Annotated in this window: 25 protein-coding genes; 23 read left to right on the top strand and 2 right to left on the bottom strand. The window is 36.3% G+C overall.

Going from position 1 to position 25087, the window contains the following annotated elements:
* Positions 1-118: 118 nt before the first annotated feature.
* Entirely contained in the window at positions 119-673 is a 555-nt protein-coding gene (locus tag CALHY_RS11345) for a rubrerythrin family protein (RefSeq protein ID WP_013404091.1), read from the top strand.
* Between the two features lie 55 nt (positions 674-728).
* Here the strand turns inward: CALHY_RS11345 and CALHY_RS11340 are convergent, their stop codons facing one another.
* A complete protein-coding gene (locus CALHY_RS11340; RefSeq protein ID WP_013404090.1) occupies positions 729-1718 on the bottom strand; it encodes an aldo/keto reductase in 990 nt (329 codons plus the stop codon).
* A 157-nt stretch (positions 1719-1875) separates the two neighbouring features.
* Here CALHY_RS11340 and zapA point away from each other — a divergent pair, with 157 nt between their 5' ends.
* The 8 genes from zapA to pepV are packed head-to-tail and all read left to right on the top strand — an operon-like array spanning position 1876 to position 11314.
* The gene (zapA, locus tag CALHY_RS11335) at positions 1876-2349 is read left to right on the top strand and encodes a cell division protein ZapA (RefSeq protein ID WP_013404089.1); all 474 of its coding nucleotides are present in this window, start codon (positions 1876-1878) and stop codon (positions 2347-2349) included.
* Between the two features lies 1 nt (position 2350).
* Positions 2351-3232, top strand: coding sequence for an alkaline phosphatase family protein (locus CALHY_RS11330; RefSeq protein ID WP_041723203.1), 882 nt, complete (start codon positions 2351-2353; stop codon positions 3230-3232).
* Positions 3229-5532: a peptidase U32 family protein gene (locus CALHY_RS11325; protein WP_013404087.1), complete on the top strand. Its 2304-nt coding sequence runs from the start codon at positions 3229-3231 to the stop codon at positions 5530-5532. The genes CALHY_RS11330 and CALHY_RS11325 overlap by 4 nt, the downstream gene beginning before the upstream one ends.
* Positions 5532-6653, top strand: coding sequence for a sporulation integral membrane protein YtvI (ytvI, locus tag CALHY_RS11320; protein ID WP_013404086.1), 1122 nt, complete (start codon positions 5532-5534; stop codon positions 6651-6653). The genes CALHY_RS11325 and ytvI overlap by 1 nt, the downstream gene beginning before the upstream one ends.
* A gap of 1 nt (position 6654) precedes the next feature.
* Entirely contained in the window at positions 6655-8463 is a 1809-nt protein-coding gene (locus CALHY_RS11315; protein WP_013404085.1) for an ASKHA domain-containing protein, read from the top strand.
* 1 nt (position 8464) lies between these two features.
* Entirely contained in the window at positions 8465-9166 is a 702-nt protein-coding gene (locus tag CALHY_RS11310) for a TVP38/TMEM64 family protein (protein ID WP_013404084.1), read from the top strand.
* Positions 9167-9168: 2 nt separating this feature from the next.
* Positions 9169-9930, top strand: a complete 762-nt coding sequence (locus CALHY_RS11305; RefSeq protein WP_013404083.1) for an N-acetylmuramoyl-L-alanine amidase — start codon at positions 9169-9171, stop codon at positions 9928-9930.
* Complete coding sequence (gene pepV, locus CALHY_RS11300) at positions 9923-11314, top strand: dipeptidase PepV (RefSeq protein WP_013404082.1); 1392 nt, start codon at positions 9923-9925, stop codon at positions 11312-11314. The genes CALHY_RS11305 and pepV overlap by 8 nt, the downstream gene beginning before the upstream one ends.
* A 60-nt stretch (positions 11315-11374) precedes the next feature.
* On the opposite strand, the gene CALHY_RS11295 is transcribed toward pepV, so the two are convergent.
* Positions 11375-12004, bottom strand: a complete 630-nt coding sequence (locus tag CALHY_RS11295; protein WP_013404081.1) for a manganese efflux pump — start codon at positions 12002-12004, stop codon at positions 11375-11377.
* Between the two features lie 160 nt (positions 12005-12164).
* Here CALHY_RS11295 and CALHY_RS11290 point away from each other — a divergent pair, with 160 nt between their 5' ends.
* From CALHY_RS11290 to rimI, 14 genes are all read left to right on the top strand, one after another.
* Positions 12165-12707, top strand: a complete 543-nt coding sequence (locus tag CALHY_RS11290) for a sigma-70 family RNA polymerase sigma factor (protein ID WP_013404080.1) — start codon at positions 12165-12167, stop codon at positions 12705-12707.
* The gene (locus tag CALHY_RS11285) at positions 12700-14088 is read left to right on the top strand and encodes a hypothetical protein (RefSeq protein WP_013404079.1); all 1389 of its coding nucleotides are present in this window, start codon (positions 12700-12702) and stop codon (positions 14086-14088) included. Before CALHY_RS11290 ends, CALHY_RS11285 begins: the two co-directional genes overlap by 8 nt.
* A 52-nt stretch (positions 14089-14140) precedes the next feature.
* Complete coding sequence (locus CALHY_RS11280) at positions 14141-14449, top strand: STAS domain-containing protein (protein ID WP_013404078.1); 309 nt, start codon at positions 14141-14143, stop codon at positions 14447-14449.
* Positions 14450-14466: 17 nt separating this feature from the next.
* Positions 14467-14823 (top strand): ATP-binding protein, encoded by a 357-nt coding sequence (locus CALHY_RS11275; protein ID WP_013404077.1) that lies wholly within the window; start codon positions 14467-14469, stop codon positions 14821-14823.
* A 4-nt stretch (positions 14824-14827) separates the two neighbouring features.
* Positions 14828-15598, top strand: a complete 771-nt coding sequence (locus CALHY_RS11270) for a SigB/SigF/SigG family RNA polymerase sigma factor (RefSeq protein ID WP_013404076.1) — start codon at positions 14828-14830, stop codon at positions 15596-15598.
* 160 nt (positions 15599-15758) lie between these two features.
* On the top strand, positions 15759-19232 hold the full coding sequence (locus CALHY_RS11265) for an Ig-like domain-containing protein (RefSeq protein ID WP_013404075.1): 3474 nt from the start codon (positions 15759-15761) through the stop codon (positions 19230-19232).
* A gap of 92 nt (positions 19233-19324) precedes the next feature.
* Complete coding sequence (locus CALHY_RS11260; RefSeq protein WP_013404074.1) at positions 19325-19579, top strand: hypothetical protein; 255 nt, start codon at positions 19325-19327, stop codon at positions 19577-19579.
* A gap of 84 nt (positions 19580-19663) precedes the next feature.
* The gene (gene queD / locus CALHY_RS11255) at positions 19664-20026 is read left to right on the top strand and encodes a 6-carboxytetrahydropterin synthase QueD (protein WP_013404073.1); all 363 of its coding nucleotides are present in this window, start codon (positions 19664-19666) and stop codon (positions 20024-20026) included.
* Positions 20023-20793, top strand: coding sequence for a GTP cyclohydrolase FolE2 (gene folE2, locus CALHY_RS11250; protein ID WP_013404072.1), 771 nt, complete (start codon positions 20023-20025; stop codon positions 20791-20793). The genes queD and folE2 overlap by 4 nt, the downstream gene beginning before the upstream one ends.
* 62 nt (positions 20794-20855) lie before the next feature.
* Positions 20856-22295, top strand: a complete 1440-nt coding sequence (locus tag CALHY_RS11245) for a TMEM106 family protein (RefSeq protein WP_041723459.1) — start codon at positions 20856-20858, stop codon at positions 22293-22295.
* A 35-nt stretch (positions 22296-22330) separates the two neighbouring features.
* Positions 22331-23497 (top strand): amidohydrolase, encoded by a 1167-nt coding sequence (locus CALHY_RS11240; RefSeq protein WP_013404070.1) that lies wholly within the window; start codon positions 22331-22333, stop codon positions 23495-23497.
* Between the two features lie 19 nt (positions 23498-23516).
* Complete coding sequence (gene tsaE / locus CALHY_RS11235; protein WP_013404069.1) at positions 23517-23990, top strand: tRNA (adenosine(37)-N6)-threonylcarbamoyltransferase complex ATPase subunit type 1 TsaE; 474 nt, start codon at positions 23517-23519, stop codon at positions 23988-23990.
* Complete coding sequence (tsaB, locus tag CALHY_RS11230) at positions 23971-24636, top strand: tRNA (adenosine(37)-N6)-threonylcarbamoyltransferase complex dimerization subunit type 1 TsaB (RefSeq protein ID WP_013404068.1); 666 nt, start codon at positions 23971-23973, stop codon at positions 24634-24636. The genes tsaE and tsaB overlap by 20 nt, the downstream gene beginning before the upstream one ends.
* Positions 24633-25076: a ribosomal protein S18-alanine N-acetyltransferase gene (gene rimI / locus CALHY_RS11225; RefSeq protein ID WP_013404067.1), complete on the top strand. Its 444-nt coding sequence runs from the start codon at positions 24633-24635 to the stop codon at positions 25074-25076. Before tsaB ends, rimI begins: the two co-directional genes overlap by 4 nt.
* Positions 25077-25087 lie beyond the last annotated feature (11 nt).

The following is a 25087-nucleotide window of genomic DNA, read 5'->3' as shown; positions in this document are numbered from 1 at the left end:
TACTACAATTATGAGGAGGGTGACCAGTCTTTTTTGATTCTATGTAAAGCTTGATAACGCTCATCTTGAGCGTTTTTGCAAAAGGCTAATAAAATTTAAAATAAAAGGAGGAATAAAGATGAGCGTAAAGAATGATATGACAATAGGATTTTTGAGGTCTGCATATGGTGGGGAGAGCATGGCTCACATGAGGTATTTGCTATGGGGTGACATTGCTGAAAAAGAAGGTTTTCCAAACATTGCAAGACTTTTTAGAGCAATCTCATATGCTGAGCAGGTCCATGCAAACAACCATTTTAAAGTACTTGGCAACATCAAAGGTGGGCATATGGTTGCATCTGATGCAGTGTTTGGAGTTGGCACAACAGTGGAAAATCTTCAAGGTGCAATTGACGGTGAGCTTTTTGAGGTAAACCAGATGTATGATGTTTACTTAAATGCGGCAAGATATCAAAACGAAAAAGATGCAGAAAGAAGCTTTCATTTTGCAATTGAGGCAGAAAAGATTCATGCTCAGCTTTTTAAAATGGCTCAAGATAGCGCAAAAGGAGGAAAGGATATAGAGATTAAAAATGTTTATATCTGCCCTGTTTGCGGACACACAGTCTTAGACGAAGCTCCTGAATTTTGCCCAATATGTGGCACAAAAAGAGAGATGTATAAAAAGTTTTGAATACAAATTAAAAAGGGGCTGTTATCCAAATTTTTGCAAAACAGCCCCTTTTATATTACCCTTTCAAAATCTCCTCAATTTCTTTCAATTCTTCTTCTGAAAACTCAAGATTATTAATACAACCCACATTATCTTCAATCTGAGACACTTTGCTTGCACCGACAATTACTGAAGCCACAACTTTGTTGCGCAAAATCCACGAAAGTGCAAGCTGTGAAACTGTCTGGCCACGCCTTTTTGCAATCTCAGATAACTTTTTAACCTTTTCAATTCTCTCAGGAGTTATATCACTTTCTTTTAAAAACACTCCCGATTTTCTTACTCTTGAATCCTCAGGAATTCCATCTAAGTAACGCTCAGTTAAAAGCCCTTGAGCAAGAGGAGAATATATCACAGCTCCCATGCCAAGCTCATTTAATGTATTAAAAAGACCATTTTCAACATCTCTTGCAAACATATTGTATCGAACTTGATTTACAATGAGTTTTAATCCCATTTGCTTGGCAGCTGAATATGCCAATTTGGTTTGTTCAGGATTATAATTTGATATCCCAGCGTATAAGGCTTTTCCACTATGGACTGCCTTGTACAAAGCCTCCATTGTCTCTTCAATTGGCGTTTGAGGGTCTGGTCTGTGAGAGTAGAAGATATCAACATAGTCAAGGTTCATTCTTTTAAGGCTCTGGTCCAAGCTTGCAAGAAGGTATTTCTTTGAGCCCCAGTCGCCGTAAGGACCTTCCCACATCTTGTAGCCCGCCTTTGTTGCTATGATTATCTCATCTCTGTAAGGCTTTAAATCAAACTTCAAAATCCTTCCAAAATTTTCTTCAGCCGCACCTGGAGGGGGACCATAATTGTTTGCAAGGTCAAAGTATGTTATTCCAAGGTCAAAAGCTCTTTGCACAATTTTTCGCATGTTATCAAATGGGTCACTGTCTCCAAAATTGTGCCAAAAACCAAGAGAGATTGCAGAAAGTTTTAACCCGCTATTTCCACAGCGCAGGTATAGCATGTTATTGTATCTGTTCGAATCTGCTACATACATGCTAAGTTATCCCCTTTTAAAGTATTTTTAATAATTTGATTTTATCCTTTTGAATTCAATAATACAAGTACTTTCCCAAATCTCAATTGCAAAGAGTGCTAAAAAAATCTATAATATAGATAACAACACTTTCAAAGCTTTTTAAGGATGTATGCCGATGGATGAAAATATCAGGAGAGAAGATAATTTGAAGAGAATTGAAGTGAAAATTGCGGGTATGAATTATGTATTAAAGACTGACGAAGATGAAGAATACATAATGAAGATTGCAAATTATATAAACAAAAAGATGTCTGAAGTTGTAGCAAATGAGCCTCAGCTTTCAACATCTCTTTCTGCAATGCTTACAGCTTTTTTGGTGGCAGATGAGTATTTTAAACACCTTTTAGAATGTGATGAGAAGCTTTCAAAGATAGGTGTTGAAAGCGAAAAATATCAAAAAGAGGTTGAGGAATATAAAGAGAAATTAAAAGAGGCAGAGGAAAAGATCTTGCAGCAAAGTCAAGAGATTGAAAAGTTAAATGAAATTATTCAAAATCTTAACCAAGAACTTGAAAAGACAAAACAGGAACTTGAAAAGACCAAAAAAGAACTTGATGATTTCATAAACGCATTTGACGGTGATAGGTAAAATGAAAATGCTTTTTGTATTTTTGGACGGTGTTGGAAAAGGGGAGAAAAGTGAAGTTAACCCCTTTTTTTATTATCATCCAAAAACATACGACATATTTTTAAAAGAAGGCAATGTCCTGTTTTTGGACGCAACGCTTGGCGTTGAAGGTCTACCGCAAAGTGCCACAGGCCAGGTTACAATCTATTCAGGCATAAACGCAGCAAAAGAGGTAGGGTTTCATATCAACGGGCAGATTACACCAAGCCTCAAGAAAATAATTGACAAACAAAATATCTTTACTACTCTTTCCCGGCACGGTTTGAAAGTAGACTTTGCAAATGTTTACAGAAACGAGTATTTGCAAAAGCTATTAAATGACAAGAATTTTAAGATGTCTGTGACAAGTTATATGGCTTTGACGGCAGGCATAAGGTTCAAAACAGTGGAAGACCTTTTGAAATCTGAAGGGGTATATTTTGACATCACAAACCACGTTTTAATTGAAAGTGGATATAAAGTACCAGTTTTTTCACCTGAAAAGGCAGCTGAAAATCTTTTGAATGTGCTACAAAAAAATGATTTTGTTCTGTTTGAACATTTTAAAACGGACATCATAGGACACTCATGTGATATGGAAAAAGCTTTAGAGCTTTTAAAACTTTTAGATGCGTTTATAATCAGCTTAATTGAAGATCTTCCAGAGGATGCTTGCCTTGTTGTGACATCTGACCACGGTAACATAGAAGATTTATCGACAAAGACACATACAAAAAATAAAGTACCTTTTTTAGCATATGGGAATAAAAAAGAAATCTTTGCTATTGAGTCAATTGAACAGATTTATAGCAGCATTTTAAAATACTTCAAAATAGGAACGCAGAGGGATGACAAAGAAGAATGAAAAAGGTAGAGCTATTATCACCAGCAGGCGGGTTTGAAGAGCTCATTGCAGCCATAAAAGCTGGAGCTGACAGTGTGTATGTTGGTGCAAAAGAGTTTTCAGCAAGAGCATATGCAAAGAACTTTTCAGAAGATGATCTCAAAAAAGCTATAGATTTTTGTCATGAGAGAGGAAAAAAGATATATCTTGCAATAAACACCCTGATTTACAATGATGAGATGCACAAAGCTGTAAATCTTATAGAATATGCATACAAGGAAGGAATTGATGCTGTAATTGTGCAGGATTTGGGTCTACTCTTTATTATTTTAAAAGAGTTTCCAGGTATGCCTGTTCATGCAAGTACACAGATGACAGTTCATAACTTGGCTCAGGTAAAGTTTTTGGAAGGCTTAGGAGTAAAGAGAGTTATACTCTCAAGAGAGCTTTCTTTGGATGAGATAAAGAACATAAGACAGCAAAGCAGTATTGAACTTGAGGTTTTTGTGCATGGAGCTTTGTGTATTTCATATTCTGGTCAGTGTCTTTTTTCAAGCATAATTTTCAAAAGAAGTGGCAACAGAGGGCAGTGTGCCCAGCCTTGCAGGCTTTATTATAAGCTTTTAGATAAGGAGAAAAAAGAAATTGATGAAGGATATCTTCTTTCACCAAAGGACATTTGTCTTTTGGAAAACATAGATAAGCTAATCGAAGCAGGAGTTGACTCTTTCAAGATAGAGGGAAGATTAAAGGACCAATATTATGTGTACACTGTGAGCTCAATCTATAGAAAATATATTGATATGTATTACGAGAAAGGCAAAATAACAATCGACAGCGCTGATAGGCAAAAACTCTTGCTTGTTTTCAACAGAGGGAACTTCAGCACTGGATATTTAGAAAATGCTGATATAGACAGCATAATCTTTAAGAAAGCGCCTAACAATACAGGTCTTTTTATTGGAAAATTTTATTTTGAAAATGAAAAACTTTTTTTGCAGACTTCATATAACCTTTCAAACGGCGATGTAATTTCTTTTAGAAACAAAAATTTTGAAGAGATTCTTCTTGAAATAAATAACAATATTATTAAGAAAGATGACAAAAGATTTGAGGTGAAAGTTGATTTTGAGAGAAAAAAGAGATTGAAAGAATTTTCACAGGGTCAGGTGTTTATTGTAAGAAGTAAAGAACATGAAAAAGAGATAGAAAAAGAGCCGAAGATGGAGAAAAAGTTTAGGAAGGTCGATTTCAAGGTATGGATAGAAAAAGGGAAAAGGATAAAAGCTTTAGCACTGTGTGATGGATTTGAGGTAGAAGAAGAGGGGGAAGTTGTTCAGCAGGCAAAAGAGAAAAAGGTTACATCTGCTGCTGTAATCAGCAGCTTTTCAAAACTGGGTGGAACAATTTTTGAGATGGGAAATTTTGATGCGCATATTGAAGATGGCTGTTTTGTGAAGGTTTCAGAGCTAAACAGGCTGAGAAAGGTATTGATTGAAAAGCTTTCTCAAAAGATAATTAACTCTTGCAAGAGAAGTCTAAAACAAGATGTTGAAATTTCAAGGTATCTTGGAGATGGTCGTGTAAGGTCATTTAATAAGAGTTACAGGTTTTCTTTCATGGTAGATTCACTTTGGCAACTTGAAAAGCTCAAAAAGTGGTGTGAGGCGCTAAATCTTTCGAACTATGAAATATACGTGCCTTACAATATGATTTTCGATTTGAGCCCATATGACAACATGGTTGCTTATCTTGACAGAATAACACACGATGAAGATTTGAAAAGGGTTGAAGTTGAGAAGATAAAAGAAAAGGGTATAAAGAAGGTTTTGGTAAGGAACCTTGGACAGTACGAGATTTTCAAGCACAACTTTGAAATTTATTTTGATTTTAGCTTAAACACTACAAATTCTGTTTCATTAAAATTTTTAGAACTACTTGGTGGTAAAAGAATCTGTCTTTCGGTTGAGCTATCTAAAACAAGAATTATAGAAATTTACAAAAACGCACAAGAAAGTGAGATAGAAGTAATTGTCTTTGGTAGAATTCCTCTGATGGTAAACAGGCTTAAATTTTTCGAAAAGGGAGAATATTTGCAAGACAGAAACGGTGAGCTTTTGAAACTCATAAAAACTCAGTGTGGGAAAAATGAAATTTTAAACCCTGCATTTTTGTATATAAACGACAAAGATGTGCCGGCTGATGTGTTGAGGTTTGACTTTACAGGCATGAATAAAAAAGAAATGGAGAAAGCTTTGAAAGGATATTTTGATAACAAAGAGATTGGTCTAAAAATTACAAAGGGGTATTATTTGCCATGATGAGGGAGTTTACAAAAAACCGGTTTGTGGTTGCTATGATTTATGTTATCCTAATTAGCGCATTTATCTTTTCATGTGCATATTTAATCAAGACATTTGACCTTTTTGTGAGGTTTGTGATAAAAGCTTTCATTCCGGTTATTATTGGACTTTTTATTGCAGAGGTGTCTGAACCGCTTTTAAAATACTTGGAAAAAAGAAAGGTAAGCAGGACAATCTCTGCAATTCTTATACTGATTGTTTTGAACATAATACTTGGTTTTATGCTTGCAGAGGGCATATATATTCTTGTAAATGAGTGCATGAGTTTAGTTACAAGCCTTCAAAATATTGATTATGACAAGATTTACCAGGCTTTAGACAAGCTCTTTGCAAGCGTAAAAAATATATATTCAGGGCTGCCGGGACCTATTGTGAATTTCATTCAATCTGGTGTTGATGAGCTCACAAATGTCCTCAATCAGATTGCTACAATGAGTTTGAAAGTGATAAAAGTAATACCAGCAACTTTAAAAGGAATCACAGTGTGGTTTTTTTCTGTGCTATCAGCCTTTTTCTTTATGCGCGACAGACACAAAATGAGGGCATGGCTAATTCAAAATTTTTCAGTCCAGCTTTACAGAGAACTTTCTTCAGTTATTTTTAAAGTTATAGACTCTGTTGTAGACTATGCAAAGTCTCAGATAATTCTGGCAATTTTAATGTTCCTAACAGGCATAATAGGGCTTTCAATAATAAAAGCACCTTATTTTTTAGTAATAAGCCTTCTTTTGGGCCTTTTGAGCATAATTCCAATTGTAGGCTCAGGAATTATTTTACTTCCATGGATAGTTGGCAGTTTCATAGCTGGAGATACAAAATTTGGAATAAAACTTTTGATTGTATATCTAATAATTTTAGGTATTCGTGAGTTTGCATCTATCAAGATTGTTGCGAGCCAGGTGGGAATTTCGACCTTTACAACACTTGTCTCTATCTATGCAGGTGTTGAAGTGTTTGGCGCATGGGGATTTGTGATAGGTCCGCTTTTGGTTGTGTTTTTGAAAGCAGTGTATGAGACAGGTGCAATTAAAAAGATAAGAGAAAATCTCTTTTTGTCAAAAAGGAGTGAAAGTGTATAAAATGCCAGTTGTAAAAGTTTATGCGAAAAATGAAGCTGTGGCAGAGATAGAAGTAGAAAAAAACTCAAATCTTCTGGATATCCTACAAAGAAACTCATTTGACATTGAAGCAAGCTGTGGTGGGAAAGGCGTATGTGGAAAGTGCAAGGTGAGAGTCAAAAAAGGTCAAAAACCCTACTTGGAAAATCTTACGCCAGAAGAAAAAAGACACCTGAGAGAAGATGAGATATCAAGAGGTGTTCGGCTTGCATGTAAAGTAGAGGTTTGCGAAGATTTAGATGTGTTTTTAGAAAAATCCTCTGAGAGGGCAAATATACTTTCACATTTTGCCGTGAATGATTTTGAGTATGAAGAAAATATAATTGTAGAAAAAGTGGTTTTACAGAAACCTTCTTTAGACGACCAGAAGAGCTTTGAGTTGAGGCTAAAAGAAATAATTGGTGATTGCAATCTAAAAGTTTTGCCAAGAACTTTGCAAAAGCTTGCAAGACTAAAGGACCAGGAGTTTTATGCAGTTGTATATTCAGATGAGGTTGTGGATGTGAAAAACTGTTCCTTGGCATTTGGCCTTGCTGTGGATATTGGGACAACCACCGTTGTGTGCTACCTTGTCGATCTGGCTGAAGGTAAGGTTGTAGATTTTTATTCGTTTGTAAATCCTCAGAAGAAATTTGGTGCCGATGTTATTTCCCGAATAGATTTTGCAAGAGAAAAAGAAGAAGGAGTTTTTATCCTTCAAAACGAGATTATAAAAGAGCTAAATACAGCTATACAAATTCTTGCTGATAAAAACTCTATTTCAAAAGATGATATCTATCGCATGGTTTTTGTTGGGAACCCAACAATGCTACACCTTCTCTTGGGAGTTGACCCTCAGACAATTGCAGTTTCCCCTTTTGTGCCAGTTTTTACTGAAAGTATTTGCGCAAAACCGAATGACTTGGGGCTTGAAATAAATCCAGCCGGTACCATTGAGATTTTAAACAGCATCTCAGCATATGTTGGAGCAGATATTGTTGCGGGAATACTCTCAACCCAGATGCACAAAAGCTCCAAGGTTTCTCTTCTTTTGGACCTTGGGACAAACGGTGAGATGGTGCTTGGCAACAGTAACTTTATGCTTGCATGCTCAACTGCCGCAGGGCCTGCATTTGAAGGTGTTAACATCTCGTGCGGGATGGGCGCGGTGGAAGGTGCAATTGACAGTGTTAAAATAGAAAATGGCAAAGTGCATTTTACCACAATAGGAGCAAAGCAGCCAGTTGGAATTTGTGGTTCTGGAGTAGTGGATGCCATTGCTTATATGCTGAAAGAAGGTATAATAGATGAAACTGGCAGGTTTTGCGATAAAAATGATGCTTATAAATCATACATGAAAGAAGTAAACGGTCAACAAGCCTTTTTCATAACCGACTCAGTCTATATAACTCAGAAAGACATAAGAGAGATTCAGCTTGCAAAGGCAGCAATCTCAGCTGGGATAAAGACAATGATTGAACATGCAAAAATTACAGAAGATGACATCGAAAATATATATTTAGCAGGTGGGTTTGGAAATTACATAAATCCATGGTCAGCCATTGAAATTGGTATCATTCCAAAGAAATTGCAAAACAAGATAATTCCTGTTGGAAACAGTGCAGGTGCAGGTGCTGTGCTTGTGCTTCTGAACCGCAAAATAGCGCTTGAGGCACAGGAGATTGGCAGGAAAGTAAAATACATTGAGCTTTCAAACTCTCAAGATTTCAACCAATTTTTTGTTGAAAGTATGATGTTTGAGAACGATAGCCAAGAAGGTGAAGAGAGGTAAAATGGTTGAAGAAATAAGGATAAAAGATAAAATAAAACTGTGGATATTCATCTTTATCATGGTACTTTCCATATTTGCTCTTGTATATGCTGAGAAACAGCATCAACTAAACCCTAAGTATATCAAACAGTATATCTCCCATTTTGGGGTTTGGGCACCGCTTGTGTTTTTAATACTATACTCAGTAAAATCGTTTATAATCTTTATCCCGGCAGGAGTATTTATGTTGGCAGCAGGACTTTCGTTTGGCACATTGTTTGGAGCACTTATTCTAATTGTGGGGACTCTTCTTTCATCTACCATTGGTTTTGTGTTTGCAAGGTATTTTGGTAAAGACTATGTACAAAAAAAGCTAAAAAACACAAAGTTTTCTAATGTGGGCAAGAAGATAGCTGAGAAAGGTTTTTTAATCATACTACTTTTGAGGCTTGTGCCAATCCTTCCTTATGATGCTATAAACTATATATGTGGTCTTTCAAAGATAAGGTACAGAGACTTTATACTTGCCACCTTTATTGGAACAGTACCTGCATGTTTTTTGTATGCTTATCTTGGTGAAAATATCTTAAGACCGTTTTCTACAGGATTTTATTTAAGCTTGTGTTTGGTAATTGTTATATCCCTCACGCCAGTTCTTTTTGCAAAGACAATAAAAGAATTTTTGCAGAATGATAAAGAAGAAGAGGATAAGCATAAAATTTAATTATGAAATGGGAGATAAAGATAAAGGAAGGAATAAAAGGCTTGAAAAATAAAAAAGTAAAGCTATTTTCAGTTTGCACAGCATTTTTAGCTTTTGTAGCTTTAACAGCTTTTTTGTTCGTAAATACCAATATGTTCAAAGTTGCTGAGATATTTAGTGAAAATAATTGTCAAGCAAAAAATCTTGTTGTTATTGACCCTGGGCATGGTGGGTTTGACCCGGGGGCAGTGAGCGGCAATATAAAAGAGTCTGTGATAAACCTTCAGATTGCAAGAAAGCTGAAAGAGTATTTTGAGATGTTCGGATTTAGAGTGGTTCTTACGCGCTCAACAGAAGATGATTTGAGCGAGCACGACAAAAAGTCGCATGACCTGAAAAAGAGAAAAGAGATTGTGTTAGAAAACAATCCTCAAGTTTTTATCTCCATTCATTTAAACAGCTTTCCTGTGAGCAAGTACTTTGGTGCGCAGGTGTTTTATGATAAATCAAATGAGGAGGCGAAAAAAGTTGCTTTGTTTGTCCAAAATGAGCTAAGATATATGCCAAATGGACTTGTAAACAGACGACAGCCAAAACCAATAGATGTGTATATCCTAAAAAACCTCAAAATTCCTGCCATATTGGTGGAATGTGGTTTTATGTCAAACAAGATGGAACTATCTTTGCTCCAAAGCCAGGAGTATCAGGACTGGCTTTCATACTCAATATTGAAAGGAGTTTTAAACTATTTAGACCAAAGGGAGGAGATGACAAAAAGTGGATGATGTAAAGACGCTGATAGACAAAGAAATTGAAAGTTTAAAAGATGAAATAATAAATACTACTTTGCAGCTTATAAAAATCAGGAGCGTTGAGGATATGCCTGCACCTAATATGCCCTTTGGCAAGGGAATAAACGATGCTCTGCTTACGTGTGAAAATCTTTGCAAAAACTTGGGATTTGAAACAAAGAACTATGACGGATATGCGCTTGAGGCAGTATATGGGAATCAGGATGAGGATGTGTGCGTGATAGGTCATCTGGATGTTGTACCCGAAGGGGAAGGGTGGAGTGTACCGCCTTATGAAGGCGTTGTAAAGGACGGTAAGATTTTTGGACGTGGTGCGGTTGATGACAAAGGTCCAACTGTGGCAGCTCTTTATGGCATGTATGTGGTTAAAAAGCTTGCCCAGGAAGGGAAGATTTCTCTTAAAAGAAAGCTAAGGTTTGTTTTTGGTACAAACGAAGAGGGTGGCTCTAAGTGTCTTCAGTATTATTTTGAAAGAGCAAAATATCCAACTGTTGGTTTTACCCCAGATGCGGATTTTCCTGTCATTCAAGGTGAAAAAGGTTTTTTGGTGTTTGAGCTTGCAAAAGATGTGAAAGATACCTTTGAGATTGAGGGCGGACAGCGACCCAACATGGTGCCTGACAGGTGCAGGTTCGAAGGCAGTTTTGATGTCCAAAAGGCCAAAGAAATTATTGCAAAAAAAGGGCTGAATGATAAGGCAGAGGTTTTTGAAGAAGCTGGTAAGACCTTTATAGTTACAAAGGGAGTATCTGCACACGGGAGCCTGCCTTTCAAAGGCGAAAATGCTATATCGTACATGTTTGATATTTTAGATGAGCTTTGGACAAAAGAGGATGAGTTTAGAAGATTTATTGACTTTTATAATACTCACATTGGGTTTGACGTGTTTGGCGAGAAACTTTCAATTGGGTTTGAGGATGAAAAGTCAGGCAAGCTTGTGTTAAATGTCGGGATGATACGCAAAGAAAAAGGCAGACTTGTCCTTACAATAAATGTTCGCTATCCAGTTGACACCTCATATGAGGAGATAGAAAATAAAGTAAAGGAAGTGCTGCAGGATTATAATATTGAATATCGTTTGGTGACAAACGTTCCCCCTCTTTATTTTGAAGCTGACCACTTTTTAATCAGGACCTTGCTTGAGGTTTACAGAGAATTTACAAATGACGATACACAGCCGCTTGTGATTGGCGGTGGAACATACGCAAGGTGGGCAAAAAATGTGGTTGCTTTTGGTCCAAATATGCCGGGTGATGAAGAGGTTGCCCACCAAAAAGATGAGTATATCCTTATAGACAGGCTCATACTGTGCAGCAAAATCTATGCAAATGCTATTTACAGGCTTGCAAAAGAATAGTAAAAAGCAAAGAGGCTGTAGTCTTGGTATGCACAGGACTTTTCAGCCTCTTTGTCTTTTTTAAAATAGATTGTAAATTCCAAGAACAATTAGAACAATTCCTGGGATGTAATTGGCAATAAGGGATTTTCTGAAGGTCTTAAAAAAGTAGGCAAAGACATTTCCTGCAGAGATAGCTATAAATTGAAAGACTGGTATGAGAAGTATTTGCTCTATATTTGCAAGGTTTGAAAGACCCAATGAGAATGAAGCTGAAAGACCGTCAAACGAAAGCGCAAGAGCAACCAGGAATGCTTCTACCGGTTCTATTGTGCCTGAGCTGTCAAAGTCAGACAGCAGCGGTTCTTTTATTACTTTTACCGTTAGTCCGAGCGATTTCAATGAAAAACTAACAAGTGTCTTAGGTAGAGGGGTGTTGTTCTTCTTCTCAATCAGTGTTCTAATTACAAGTGCTATACCGATTATTATCATAAAAACAGCACCCAAGTGCGAAGAAAGTTGTGGTTCAAGAAATTTCCCGAACCATTTTCCCATGAAAAACGAAACTGTGGTAATGATCGTAGATGTAAAAAAGATTATCAATTTTGACTTTGTCAAGATTTTAATTCCTTTTGTACCAAATGCAACTCCAAAGAAAAGTGCGTCGATGTTAAGTGACAAAATTACCACAAAGAACTGATATATATTCATTCTAAAATGTGTGCACCCACCATCTTTTGGTCTTTATTATTATACGAGCAAACAAGTTATTTTGGTAACGAAACGAAATTTTTGCTTTTCGCGTTATAATAAATATAGTAAAATTTAGGTGTGTGATAAAAAATAAGCAAGAGGGGATTAAAAGTAGACAATGGATGAGAGAGAATTGGTGGAAAGGGCAAAGAAGGATAAGAAATACTTTGAAAAGTTATATGAGATGTATTTTGACAAGATTTACTCTTACATATACTACAGAACATTCAACCATCCAATTACAGAAGACCTGACCAGCGAGACCTTTATAAAAGTGCTAAGGTCACTTGACAGGTTTGAATGGAAAGAAAATGGTTCTTTTTCAGCATGGATATTCCGTATTGCCCAGAATGTTGTAAATGACTATTACAGGAACAAAAAAGAGTTTGTTGATATTGAGAAAATTTCGGACAGTTCATGGCTGAAAAATCCGGAGGATGAGCTTTTAGATAAAGTTGAGAAAGATATAATTAAAAATGCACTTAAAAGGCTTACAAAAGACCAGCAGGAAGTTGTGATTCTGCGGTATGGCGCGAATATGAAATTTCACGAGATTGCAAAGGTAAAAAACAAATCGGATGTAGCTGTAAGAGCCCTATTTTTCAGAGCAATGCATTCGCTCAAAGAAATGCTTTTAAAAGAGGTGCATGAAAGTGAATGATGAAAAACTTGACAGAATTTTTGAAGAGGCTTTTAAAGTGGAGTATCGGAAAGAGTTTAAACAGGAATTAAAAGATTTGCTATTAAAAGAATATGATAAGAGAAAAAAAGGAAGATTTCTCTTGAGAATATCAACAGTGGTTGCAGCATGTATAGTTTTAGCCATTGTTGCTTTTGGGGCTTTAAAACTTGATTTGATGAGATTAAATGTTCAGGACACTTCGTTTGTAAAGACGGAGATGGAAAGAGTTTTCCAGCAGCAGGATACAAGTACAAGACAAGAGACCGAGCAAAATGATAACAATAGCAAAAATAGCAATCTTTCTACCCAGCAGAAAACTTCGCAAGATAGTGATGTTCCTAAGAAAAGTCAGACGCAGAGCACAAAGAAAAAACAAAGTTCAAATGATGCTCATAAGAGCAGCAGTGGCAACAAAAGGGCGTTTGTAACATCATCTTCAACAAAGTCAGAGTCTGAAAAATCTTCTGACATTACAAAAAAATCAAGTTCTACTATAAATGGAAACAAAAATATATCAAGCAAGAAAGTTTCAGCTGTCAGTAGCTCTTTGCCGAATACTTCGAGCAAAAAAATTGTTAAAAGTGATGTGAAAAATAAAACAAAACAGAGTATCAAGAAGGCTTCTGAGTCAAATTCTAAAAACGAAAGCTCAGACACATCCGTAATTGTCACAAAACAGAGTAAAGAAGTTGAAAAAGAGAAGCAAGATATGGTAGTAAAAGCGCAAGAAGAGAATGTGTTGGAAAGTGTTTATGTTTTGAGAGAAGAAGATCTAAAAATAGACGAAGAACATGTTTTAGATATTTTATCAAGCGTTGTGTCATCTAATGTGTATGAAAAAGTGTATTTTACTCCACAAAATATTGTTCAGGCTCATGTCTATGATGGTTATTTTAATTTTGAGTTAGCCAAAAGCGATACTCAAGTGTCAATTTACCGATTCTCAGAACTTAAAGCGCAGGAAAATGTTTTTAAGAGCGTTTATGATAAGACCGACCTTATTTTACAAAAACTTGGTATAAAGGATTACAAAATTTCTGTCTTTCCTAAGCAGGATGGCTACAGAGCAGAGATTGCCATTTACTTTGACGGATACAGGATATTTGATGCAGATAGTTATATAGATTATTCAAGCAGTGCAGATGTTATTGGTGGTAAGATTTATCTTAAAAGCTTTTCAAAATTAAAAAGTGTGAAAATAATAGATGCAAAAACGGCGGCAAAAGAGTTTGAGAAAAGATACAACCTCAAAGACGTAGATCCATCTGATATTGATATTGTATATAAGAAAACAGGAGAACTTTTTATTCCAGTATATATTTACATTTATGAAAACAAAATATACTGGTTGGAAAAGTAGAGTTTAAAATGATATAATAAGATATACAAAAATGTTTACGGAGGTTTTTGTTATGAACCTTGATTTAAAAGAGAGGATTTCTGAAAATGGTGTTGTGATAGAGCTTAAAGGAGAGCTTGACATATTTTCTTCACCAACTTTGAAAGACAAGCTCTATTCATTGATTGATACATCATCAAATGACGTTATTATTGATATGAACGATGTAAGCTATATAGACTCAACCGGGCTTGGTGTATTTGTAGGCGCTTTGAAAAAATCAAAGCAAAAAGGCACAAACATTGTTCTTAAGAACTTAAAACCCAACGTGAAGAAGGTTTTCACTATCACCGGGCTTGACAAGGTGTTTAGAATTGAATGAGGGGGCAAAAGTCAAATATGGACCAAATTATGTTAACAATTCCGCCCAAAGCTGAATATATTATGGTAGTAAGGCTAACACTATCTGGGATAGCAGCGCGAGCAGGCTTTGATTTTGAGACAATAGAAGATTTGAAAATGGCCATATCAGAGGTTTTTAACCTTTTTGAGATAGAAAAGCTAAAAGGAAAAATATCTGTAGAGTTTAACATTGCAAGTGAGTATTTGGACATAAGAATTGATGTGCCCAATGGTGAGCTAACAGACAACGAACTTGCAAAGATGATTCTTCAAACCTTGATTGATGAAGCTGAGTTTGAAAAAACTGAAGACGGTCATATTGTGAAACTAAAAAAATATCATCGAGGGGTCTGATTTGATGGTTGATGAAAAAAGGACATTAGAGATTGATGTTGAAAAAATAGATAGACTCTTCGAAGAGTATCAGAGAACCAAGGCTATTGAACTTAGAAATGAACTTGTAAACAAGCACCTTTATATAGCCGAGATTATAGCAAAAAAGTTTGTTGGAAGAGGAATAGACTATGAAGACCTTTATCAGGTTGCATGCATTGCACTTATAAATGCTGTTGAGAGATTTGAACCCAACAAAGGTTATAAATTCACAAGTTTTGCGACCCCAACCATAATGGGAGAGATAAAAAGATATTTCAGGGATAGAGCTTCAATAATCAGACTACCAAGAAGAATCTATGAAACCTCTGCCAAGATAAAACTTGCAACAGAGGTGCTTTCTACAAAATTAAAAAGACCGCCGAAGGTAGAAGAGATTGCTCGTCATCTTAACATGAGCACAGAAGAAGTCTTAGAGGTAATGGAAGCATCTAACAACTATCTTCCCCAGTCTTTGGACCAGACCATGTATGAGGATGAAGAGATGACGCTTGGAGATGTTCTTGGCAAGAGCGATGAGAACATCTTGCAGGTAGAAAATGTTGAAGCTGTAAAGAAGGCAATTGAAAGGCTTTCACCTTTTGAGAGAGAGTTTGTTCAAAAGCGGTTTTTTGAAGAAAAGACTCAAAAGGAAATTGCAGAGGAGATGAACGTTTCACAGATGTACATTTCACGGCTTGAAAAAAAGGTGCTAAAAAAATTAAAGGATTTCATTGAAGAGAAAAAAGAGGAATAAAAAAACATACAAGACTGCCGTGGAGGACAAAACCCAATTTTTTCCTGCACGGCAGTCTTTTTTATCTTCCTTTTTCTAAACATTTTCCAAAAAACATGATATAATATCTTATATAAATGCTGTGAAGGAATACAAATATTGAACAAAGGAGAGAACAGCAATGTTAAAAAAATGGGGTAAGAGAATTTTTGTTTTTTTGAGCCTCCTGAGTTTTCTGTTAAGCTTTTTGGTAAATACTTCATTTTCTCAAAACCTTTCTTACTATCAGCAGGCGGCACAGGTTTTAAAGCAAAAAGGAATAATGACAGGTGACACAAAAGGAAATTTGAATCTTGACAAACCTCTCAAACGTTCAGAGATTTCTAAAATGATTATCATGCTGCTTGGCAAAAAGCCTTTAGCTGATTTTTATGCAAATCAAAAAAAATCTTCTTTTAAAGATGTGAAGACAGATTACTGGGGACTTGGCTACATAGAAGCAGCAAAAGCAATAGGATTGATTTCAGGGTATACAGATGGGACTTTCAAGCCAGAACAGTATTTAAAAGTTGAAGAGTTAACTGCCATAGTTGTAAGGGCACTTGGTGTGAAGGAGTCGGAGCTCAAAGGCAAGTGGCCACTAAACTATATCCAGAAAGCATATTCGATGAATATTTTTTATGGAATAGAATCCGAAATTGAGATAGGAAAGCTTGTCACAAGAGGCCAGACAGCAGCTATACTTTACAATGCGTTTTTGAACGAAAGCTTAAAAGCTGCAAAGCCTGTCGGGCTTGAAATAATTGACCCGCAAACTTTAAAGGTAACATTTGATAAGGAGCTTTCTTCAATTGTTAAATCTGACTTTTCGTTTGATGGTGGACTTTCTGTTGTGGATGCGAAGTTTGCAGACTCAAGCAAAAAGGTTGTTGAGATAAAAACATCTGCACAGCAAGAAGGGAAAGAGTACACGCTTTTTTACAAAGGGCAAGCTACAACTTTAAAGTTTGTGGCAAAGACAATGCCTTTTTCCTTTGCAGAGGATATCAAAATAGAGAGTTTAAAGAAAGTGGATTTGAAGTTTACAAAGTCGATTTCAAAGAGCCAGCAGGATAACCTGCCGATAAAAATTTATGTAAATAGCAAAGAAATTACAGATGTAAGGAAAGTTCTCTCGAGCGATTTTAAAACTGTGAGTATAATCTTCCCAAGCAGATTAAATCAAACTGACAAACTGATGGTTGAGATTTCAAACCTTCTTTCAGAAACAGGCCAGAGCTTAAGCATAACAAAAGAGTTAACAATCATTGATGCAACTCAGCCAAAGGTTGTGGATTTTAAGATAGTCAATAGCAAAAGGTTTAAGGTTGTCTTTTCTGAGCCTATGAACATTGATTCGGCAAATGCTTACAAGGTATGCGATTTGTCTTCGGTTGGGGCAAACATTAGAATTGATTCAAATTATGCATATGCCAAGCTTACACCAAAACATCAAGAGAATGCTATTGACATTGAACTTTTATATCCTCTTGCTGATGGGACTCACACAATTGAAATAACAGAAGCGAAAGACTTTGCAGGATATAAAGCTCCTGACTTTAAAGCTACATTTACAACAGTACTTGAAAAAAATCCGCCAAAGCTTGTGTCCTTAGACCTTGTTTCAAACAATCGAATAAGGCTTGTATTTGATGAAGAGATAAGAAGCTTAAATGGTTTGATTCCAACAGGCGAGTATGAGGTTTACCAAGCACAGGACAGTACCAACCATGCAATTGGCGCAAAAATAACACTTCTTTCAGATGAAAAAACAATTGACATTCAGTTAAATCCACAATTGAAGCTTGATAGCAGGGCACTTGTTTCATTTGAAGTGAGGTTCCGATACGTTGAAGACCTTCTTGGCAACAAGGTATCAGATTGGGTATCAGTAACATCCAAAGCTCAGGATGATACTACAAAACCGGCAGTCAAAAGTGTCGAGGTTTTGGATGGGAATATAATTAAGGTAACATTTACTGAAAACGTGAATGCTGATGGTAAGGTTCAAAGTTTTTCTCTGCTTTCAGCAGATGGTACACAGATAGCAGAAGCTCAGGCTAAAGTAGTAAAACCGTTAAAAGAAGAAGATAACTCAATGTTTGCTGTTGAGTTTTCAACACTTGCAGCAATAAATGGTGGAAGATATACTTTGAAGATTTCAGGCATCTGTGATACATCTGTGAGGGAAAATGTTATGGACAGTAGCACATATGCAATAGATGCAAAAGACACACTTGCACCAACCATAACTGCTGCAATTGCCAAGTATGATTCTTCTTCGGATGTGGACAAAATAGACATATTTTTCTCAGAACCTATGGATGTTGAAAAACTAAAGAATTTGAGCAGTTATTTTGTAGGGGCATCAAGTGCAACAATTCCACTTTCGAGCGTAAAAGGTGCAAAAGTTGATTATATCTCACCAAACGGCGACAGAATCACCCTTTTAATTCCAGGGGCAGACGATACATTGCCTGGCAAGTGGAGTCAATCTGGTGGTGTGATAGACAAATTGGCAGCTCCTACCCTCACTGACAAGGCAGGCAATTTTATAGCAAATGCTACAATAGCAATGCCAGTTTCTGTGTCGGCAAACTTTAGAGGGATATCTGCGCAAGACATAGAAGTTGTTGCAGTGGACAAAAATACAATTGAAATAAGAAGCTTGAATGGATACATCTTTGCATCGTTTGACCCTGCAGCAATAATGTTCAGAAACGCATATTCGACTTCAAGTTTAAATGGAAATCCTGACAACGATAAAGTGGTCAGTCTTGGAATTGTAAGTTATACAATTTCTCAAGACAAAAAGACCATTACTTTAAAAACATCAATTTCTTTGACCTCAAGCGCTATGGCTGATACAAATGATTCTGGTCAAGATGCTGAACAGCTGAAAATATTTACAGTAAATTCGAATATAAAAGACCAGTTTGAACAGAGCCTTGTAATTCCGCCAACACTTGATATTAGCTTTTATCCTTCGATATTACTCAAAGACAGAATCTGTCCGCAGCAGACAGGCGTGTCTGTTGGAAGTTCTGCAGCATCAGACACAATAGCTATTACATTTGACGAACCAGTTTTTGCCCTGCCAGGTATAAATACCACAGTGCTGGCTGCAGGAATTGAGCTAAAGGTTGGAGGTATTACTTTAATTCCTGATGTTGACTACACAGCTTACATCCAAAACGGCATAGTTTATGTGAAGGTCAAAAAACCAGGGACTGTAGACAGCAAGTTAACTGTGGAGATAAAAAGACCAGACTTAATAGTAGATAGCAATGGAAATTCTTCTGTTGTGTTAAAAGCTCAAACTGTTGAGCCTGTGACAGAAAAGACTTCCCCTGATGTCACAGCAGAGTTTTCTTCGACGGATACAAGAAAAGTCAAACTCACATTTTCTGAACCTATGGATGCTTCAACACTAATTGCTCAAAACTTCTCATGCGTTGCAGGCGGCAGCATTGTAAGCTTTGTAAAGTCTTCTGATAACAGAGTTGTTGAAATCACATTCACAAACCCGCTTCCGGCAGGAAGCATTGTAAATATATCACCAAATGTGAAGGACTTGGCAGGTAATTCAGTGTCAGTCCAGGCGGTGAGAAAATAGGGGAAAGAATGTGGTATAATAAATTTTGAAAGCAAGTGATATATAAATGAGGTGGTTTGTAATGATAATAGATGCAGAAAAGATAATTCCTGATGTGGATAAATATAGAGGAGAAAATTAGAAAATTGTTACTCATAATGTTTAAAAAAATTGATATTGTGAGTATTTTAAAAAGTGATATAATAAAATCATTAAAGAGCGGGTATAAAGACTTGGAAGATGCCCTGCAAATAGTTTGTTCAAAAAGAGTACATGCGGATTATTTTGGTACCCGTGATGAAGGCATACAAAGTGTTGAAATAAAAATGATTACTCCAAAAGAGTTTATTCACATCTTTTCTACTTAGAGCTTTAAAAGAGGCTGTGTTTTGGGTCTTGAAGAGCAGCCTCTTAAATTTTTTCGTTAACTTTTATAAAAGGGGAGATTAGTTATGCTTCTCAAAAAAATCTTCAAATTTGATGCAGCGCATAATCTCACAAAGTACAATGGAAAATGTGAAAACCTTCACGGGCACACATACAAGCTTGTTGTGACAGTGGAAGGCAAACCCGATAACCAGGACATGGTAATAGACTTTGTGCTTTTAAAGAAGATTGTACAGGATGAGGTAATTGACGTCTTAGACCATGCATATATAAACGATATTATAGAAAACCCTACTGCTGAGAACATTGCAAAATGGATATGGAAAAAACTTAGCAGAAAGATAGAAGAGCAAGGCTGCAGGCTTTATGAAATTGAAGTATGGGAGACAGAGGACAGTAGCGTTATATACAGAGGTGAAGATGAGTGATTGATGTTCAGAGTCAAAAAGACCAGAGAGGAATCTCCATCCAGAAAGTAGGGATAAAAGACTTAAATTGGCCAATTGTTGTAATGGACAGAGAAAACAAAACTCAGACAACAATTGCAAAGATCACCGCTGCAGCAGAGCTAAAAGGTGATATCAGAGGTACTCACATGTCCAGGTTCATTGAAGCGATAGATGAGCTGAAAGTTGTCGGACCCAAGGAAATAGAAAAGCTGTTGGATAGGATAAAAGAAAAGCTTCTTTCGGATAGAGCCTATATAAGGTTTGATTTTCCCTACTTTATCAACAAAAGAACACCTGTGACAGGGACCCTCTCACCACTTAAAGTTGACTGTTATTTTGAAGCTGAAAAAGATCAGAAATTTGACCTTAAAGTGGGTGTGGTTGTTCCTGTTCACACTCTGTGCCCATGCTCAAAAGAAATTTCAGAGTATGGAGCTCACAACCAGAGAGCTTATGTGACGATAGAGGTGAGGATGAAGAAGTTTATGTGGATTGAGGAACTTGTTGAGATTGCAGAAGCTTCTGCATCATGCCCTCTTTATTCTATCTTGAAAAGACCTGACGAGAAATGGGTAACAGAGAGAGCTTACCAGAACCCTCGCTTTGTTGAAGACCTTTTGAGAGAGGTTGTTTTGAAAATAAAGGAAGATGGGCGAATAAAATGGTATAAGGTTTTTGTTGAGTCAATTGAGAGCATTCACAACCACAATGCCTTTGCGTATATTGAAGGTGAAATAACAAAATGATACAATTAAAGTAACAATCTGCTTTGAAAAAGCGAGGGAAGGTTTTTAAAAAACCGATTGTTATGAAAATAAAGATTTATACAAAAAGGCTTGGGATAAGCATTGCAGTATTTGTATTTGGAATTTTGTTTATAATCCTTTTAATCAGAAATTTTACGCTCAAAAATACACCAACCCAAAATGACAACATAACCTATATAAAAAATATGTTTGAACTGAAAAATGCAAAGCTTGTTGAAGACAACATTGTCATCGAGAAGTTACCAGACGATACCTTTATGTTCAAGTATCTTTTTGAAGACTCAAAATCAAAATATGAAATATACATGAAAGAAGACCAGTCGATAGTATATTTTAAAAAATTTACTCCTTCAGATATAGTTAACAGGTTTTCGATTAGCGATGTAAAACCAAAAGCTTTCAAGACTTTATACAAGTTTGCGCCTTACACAAAAGGAAATGTTGAGATTGAGGTAGCATCAATGCCAAACGCCTACATTTGTGTTTTTAATCGATATGAAGGCGACAAAAAGGTTTTAGGAAACTGGGCAACGGTTGTACTTAACAAAGATAATGGTGAACTTTTAGAGTTTAGTATAAACTGGCATCAAGATATTAACTTTAAAAATGCAGGCAAAAAAGGCGACGAAGAGGGTAAAATCTTAAGTAGCATAAAGGTTGTACCTGTTTTGAGTAGTGATTCTTTTTTAAAATATACAACAATGAACAATATACTTGGATTAAAGGATGTCTACTATGACTTTGTTGATGGTAAGGTGTATCCACAGATTAATCTACCTACAAACACTTTAAATATTCGGGATTACAATAGCTATGTTGAGTATGCTCAAAAAAAAGCACAAGTTGAATATGTAAAGTTGAAATTTGGAAAGATTTTAAATCTCCTTTCTTCTCAGGCAAGACGTATTTCTTTTTCTGCTTCCGAATTCAGTGTTTCTTCAGGCGGTGAATACTCATACACTAAAAAAAGTTTTTTTGGCACTGTAAATATAACTGCCGACAAGTACGGGAACATATTAAAAGCCATGGCAGATTTAAAATCATCTGGTGAAATAAAAAAGGTTGACTCTAAGGTCTTAAACGATAGAGCCGAACAGATTATGCAGGTGCTTGCTGGAAAATATGTTGTTGCAAAATCTTATATATTCGAAAATGACAATCAGCACACTGTAAGTTACAAGCTCTATATAGGTAATGCCTACATAATAAATGGAAAACTGGAAATTACATTTGATAAACTTTCTGGAGAAGTATTAAAACTTGATTTTGATTTGGGCATAAGACCAGAGTTTATGGAAAAGGTGAAAACTCTAAAAAGTCCATCCGAGTATATAAATCTCATAAAATCAAGTGGATTTGAAGAGGTTTATGTCTTAACAAAAGAATATGGGAAAGTATATCTTTACCAGAAACCTGTTGAGGCGCACTTAGCGCTAAAACCCAAATTTGACATGACATATCTTATGCATGCAACAAAATAATCTTGCAATATATTCAAAGGAGGAAAGCTGCAGCGATGGACATCTTAATAAAAAATGCAAAAATTTATACAATGGATGAAAAAGGAATTATTGAAAAAGGCGATATACTTATCAAGGATGGCAAGATAGCAATGATTGACCAAAACATAAATGAAGATAGTAGCATGGTAATAGATGCAACAGGCAGGCTTGTCTTTCCAGGGTTTATAGATGCGCACTCACACATAGGAATGTGGGAAGACTCTGTCGGGTTTGAAGGTGCCGATGGAAACGAAGACTCAGACCCTGTCACGCCACACCTTAGAGCAATTGATGCTATAAATCCGTTTGACAGAAGTTTTGAAGAGGCAATTGAAGGTGGTGTTACATGTGTTGCAACAGGACCGGGAAGCGCTAACGTGATAGGCGGGCAGTTTTGTGTCATCAAGACGTTTGGCAAGAGAGTTGACAAAATGGTTGTGAAAGAACCTGCTGCAATGAAGGTTGCGTTTGGTGAAAATCCAAAAAGCGTGTACCACGAAAAACATCAGATGCCTCAAACACGCATGGCAACTGCTGCAATCTTAAGAGAGGCACTTTTTAAAGCAAGAGAGTACCTAAATAAAAAACTTGAGGCTCAGCAGGATGAGGAAAAAGATATGCCAGAGTTTGATATGAAAAGTGAAAGTCTTATAAAGGTTTTGACAAAAGAAATTCCGCTGAAAGCACATGCTCACAGGGCAGATGACATATTCACGGCAATAAGGATTGCCAAAGAATTTGATGTAAATCTCACCCTTGACCATGTGACAGACGGATATTTGATTGTGGATGAGCTAAAACAAGAAAATATCCCATGCATTGTTGGACCAAACCTTACTGATAGGTCAAAGGTTGAGCTTAAAAACCTTGATTTTAAAAATCCAGGTATACTTTCTAAAGAAGGCATTCTTGTTGCTATTATGACCGACCATCCTGTCATTCCGCAAAAATATCTTGTGCTATGTAGCGCGCTTGCATGCAAGAGCGGAATGGATGAGATAGAGGCTCTAAAAGCAATTACCATAAACCCTGCAAAGATTTTAGGAATTGATAACAGAGTTGGGAGTATAAAGGAAGGCAAAGATGCTGATATTGTAATATACAAGGGTCATCCTTTTGACATATTTTCTGAGGTTGAATATGTCTTGATTGATGGTAAAGTTGTATATCATCGCAAATAAAAAGGGGAAATTATGAAAAATGAAGGAGATAATGTCTTATTCGTATGATGAGACAGTGTCGATTGGTTATAAAATTGGGAAAAATCTTTTCAAAGGTGCTATTGTTACCTTAGAAGGTGATCTTGGTAGCGGAAAGACTGCACTAACACGTGGAATTGCCAAGGCTTTTGGAATTGAAGATATTTCGAGTCCAACGTTTACCATATTTCATGTGTATGAAGGAAAAGATGGCATTTTAGTTTATCATTTTGACATTTACAGGATTGAAGAGACAGAGCTTGAGGATATAGGGTATGAGGAGTATTTTTATGGTGATGGTATTGTGATAATTGAGTGGGCTGATAAGTTAAAAAGGCTTCATCCCAAGGAATATTTAAAGGTTGAGATTCAGAAGATAGATGAAGATGTTCGAAAAATATTGATAACAGGTGTTGGGGAAAAGTACAAAAATGTTGAGGATGTGATAGAAAAAGATGAAGATATTGGCGATTGAGACGTCTGGCAAGGTTGCAAGCGCTGCTTTGCTGGAAGATTGCAAGGTAATTTCTGAGATAGTTCTTAACACAAAACTTGTTCACTCTGTGATGTTAATCGATTTAATTGATCAGGTATTAAAAAATGCCTCGAGTAAAATAGAAGATGTTGACCTATTTGCGGTATCAATAGGACCTGGTTCTTTTACTGGGCTCAGAATTGGTGTTTCAACAATAAAAGGTTTTTGCTATGCTACTTCAAAGCCATGTATAGGTGTTGATACCCTGAAGGCTCTTTGCTACAACTTCTGGGCTTGTTCAGATTTTCTGATGCCCATTTTGGATGCAAAGTCGCAAAAGGTATTTACTGGAATTTTCAGATTCGAGAAGGGCAAACTCAAAACATATCATCCAACTTCGATACTTGATATCGAAGAAGCAAAAGAACTTGCAAAAAAGTATAACCCTGTTTTGCTTGGCGAAGGTTTAGACATTTATGATTTTTCCGAGTTTAGAAATTCGCCTAAGTTTTTACAGTATCAAAAAGCATCAAATGTTGGAATTTTGGCTTTCGAGCTTGCCCAGGAAGGCAAGATTTGTTCTCATTTTGACCTTATACCAGTTTACCTTAAAAAATCGTATGCAGAAAGGAACCAGGACACATGAAAAAAGGCACAATAAGAAGGATGACAAAAGAGGATATAGATATGGTGTATGAAATAGAAGTTTTATCATTTTCTGTTCCATGGAGCAGAGAAAGCTTTGAGTATGAGGCTCAAAATGAGTCTGCAATATATTATGTATACGAAGAAGATGGCAGAGTATGGGGTTTTGCAGGAATGCATCATATTGTAGATGAAGGGCACATTACAAATATTGCTGTACATCCTCAAAAAAGAGGGCAGGGAATAGGAAAACTTTTACTTTCTGCCCTCATTTCATATGCAAAAGAAAATGGTTTGGTTGGTCTTACACTTGAGGTGAGAAGCAAAAACCACGTTGCTATCTCACTTTACAAGAGCTTTGGATTTGTCCAGGAGGGTATAAGAAAAAATTATTATTCCGACCCACCGGATGATGCCATAATTATGTGGCTGTGGCTTTAGAATTTAATACT

This window comes from Caldicellulosiruptor hydrothermalis 108 (genome assembly GCF_000166355.1).
Classification (GTDB): domain Bacteria; phylum Bacillota; class Thermoanaerobacteria; order Caldicellulosiruptorales; family Caldicellulosiruptoraceae; genus Caldicellulosiruptor; species Caldicellulosiruptor hydrothermalis.
The sequence above is the reverse complement of the archived record's forward strand: the minus strand, read 5'-3'. Positions and strand labels throughout refer to the sequence as shown.

Coding starts and splice junctions, on each gene's coding strand:
- CALHY_RS11345 (WP_013404091.1), top strand. CDS start 119: ATGAGCGTAAAGAATGATATGACAATAGGATTTTTGAGGTCTGCATAT.
- CALHY_RS11340 (WP_013404090.1), bottom strand. CDS start 1,718: ATGTATGTAGCAGATTCGAACAGATACAATAACATGCTATACCTGCGC.
- zapA (WP_013404089.1), top strand. CDS start 1,876: ATGGATGAAAATATCAGGAGAGAAGATAATTTGAAGAGAATTGAAGTG.
- CALHY_RS11330 (WP_041723203.1), top strand. CDS start 2,351: ATGAAAATGCTTTTTGTATTTTTGGACGGTGTTGGAAAAGGGGAGAAA.
- CALHY_RS11325 (WP_013404087.1), top strand. CDS start 3,229: ATGAAAAAGGTAGAGCTATTATCACCAGCAGGCGGGTTTGAAGAGCTC.
- ytvI (WP_013404086.1), top strand. CDS start 5,532: ATGAGGGAGTTTACAAAAAACCGGTTTGTGGTTGCTATGATTTATGTT.
- CALHY_RS11315 (WP_013404085.1), top strand. CDS start 6,655: ATGCCAGTTGTAAAAGTTTATGCGAAAAATGAAGCTGTGGCAGAGATA.
- CALHY_RS11310 (WP_013404084.1), top strand. CDS start 8,465: ATGGTTGAAGAAATAAGGATAAAAGATAAAATAAAACTGTGGATATTC.
- CALHY_RS11305 (WP_013404083.1), top strand. CDS start 9,169: ATGAAATGGGAGATAAAGATAAAGGAAGGAATAAAAGGCTTGAAAAAT.
- CALHY_RS11295 (WP_013404081.1), bottom strand. CDS start 12,004: ATGAATATATATCAGTTCTTTGTGGTAATTTTGTCACTTAACATCGAC.
- CALHY_RS11290 (WP_013404080.1), top strand. CDS start 12,165: ATGGATGAGAGAGAATTGGTGGAAAGGGCAAAGAAGGATAAGAAATAC.
- CALHY_RS11280 (WP_013404078.1), top strand. CDS start 14,141: ATGAACCTTGATTTAAAAGAGAGGATTTCTGAAAATGGTGTTGTGATA.
- CALHY_RS11275 (WP_013404077.1), top strand. CDS start 14,467: ATGGACCAAATTATGTTAACAATTCCGCCCAAAGCTGAATATATTATG.
- CALHY_RS11270 (WP_013404076.1), top strand. CDS start 14,828: ATGGTTGATGAAAAAAGGACATTAGAGATTGATGTTGAAAAAATAGAT.
- CALHY_RS11265 (WP_013404075.1), top strand. CDS start 15,759: ATGTTAAAAAAATGGGGTAAGAGAATTTTTGTTTTTTTGAGCCTCCTG.
- CALHY_RS11260 (WP_013404074.1), top strand. CDS start 19,325: ATGTGGATAAATATAGAGGAGAAAATTAGAAAATTGTTACTCATAATG.
- queD (WP_013404073.1), top strand. CDS start 19,664: ATGCTTCTCAAAAAAATCTTCAAATTTGATGCAGCGCATAATCTCACA.
- CALHY_RS11245 (WP_041723459.1), top strand. CDS start 20,856: ATGAAAATAAAGATTTATACAAAAAGGCTTGGGATAAGCATTGCAGTA.
- CALHY_RS11240 (WP_013404070.1), top strand. CDS start 22,331: ATGGACATCTTAATAAAAAATGCAAAAATTTATACAATGGATGAAAAA.
- tsaE (WP_013404069.1), top strand. CDS start 23,517: ATGAAGGAGATAATGTCTTATTCGTATGATGAGACAGTGTCGATTGGT.
- tsaB (WP_013404068.1), top strand. CDS start 23,971: ATGAAGATATTGGCGATTGAGACGTCTGGCAAGGTTGCAAGCGCTGCT.
- rimI (WP_013404067.1), top strand. CDS start 24,633: ATGAAAAAAGGCACAATAAGAAGGATGACAAAAGAGGATATAGATATG.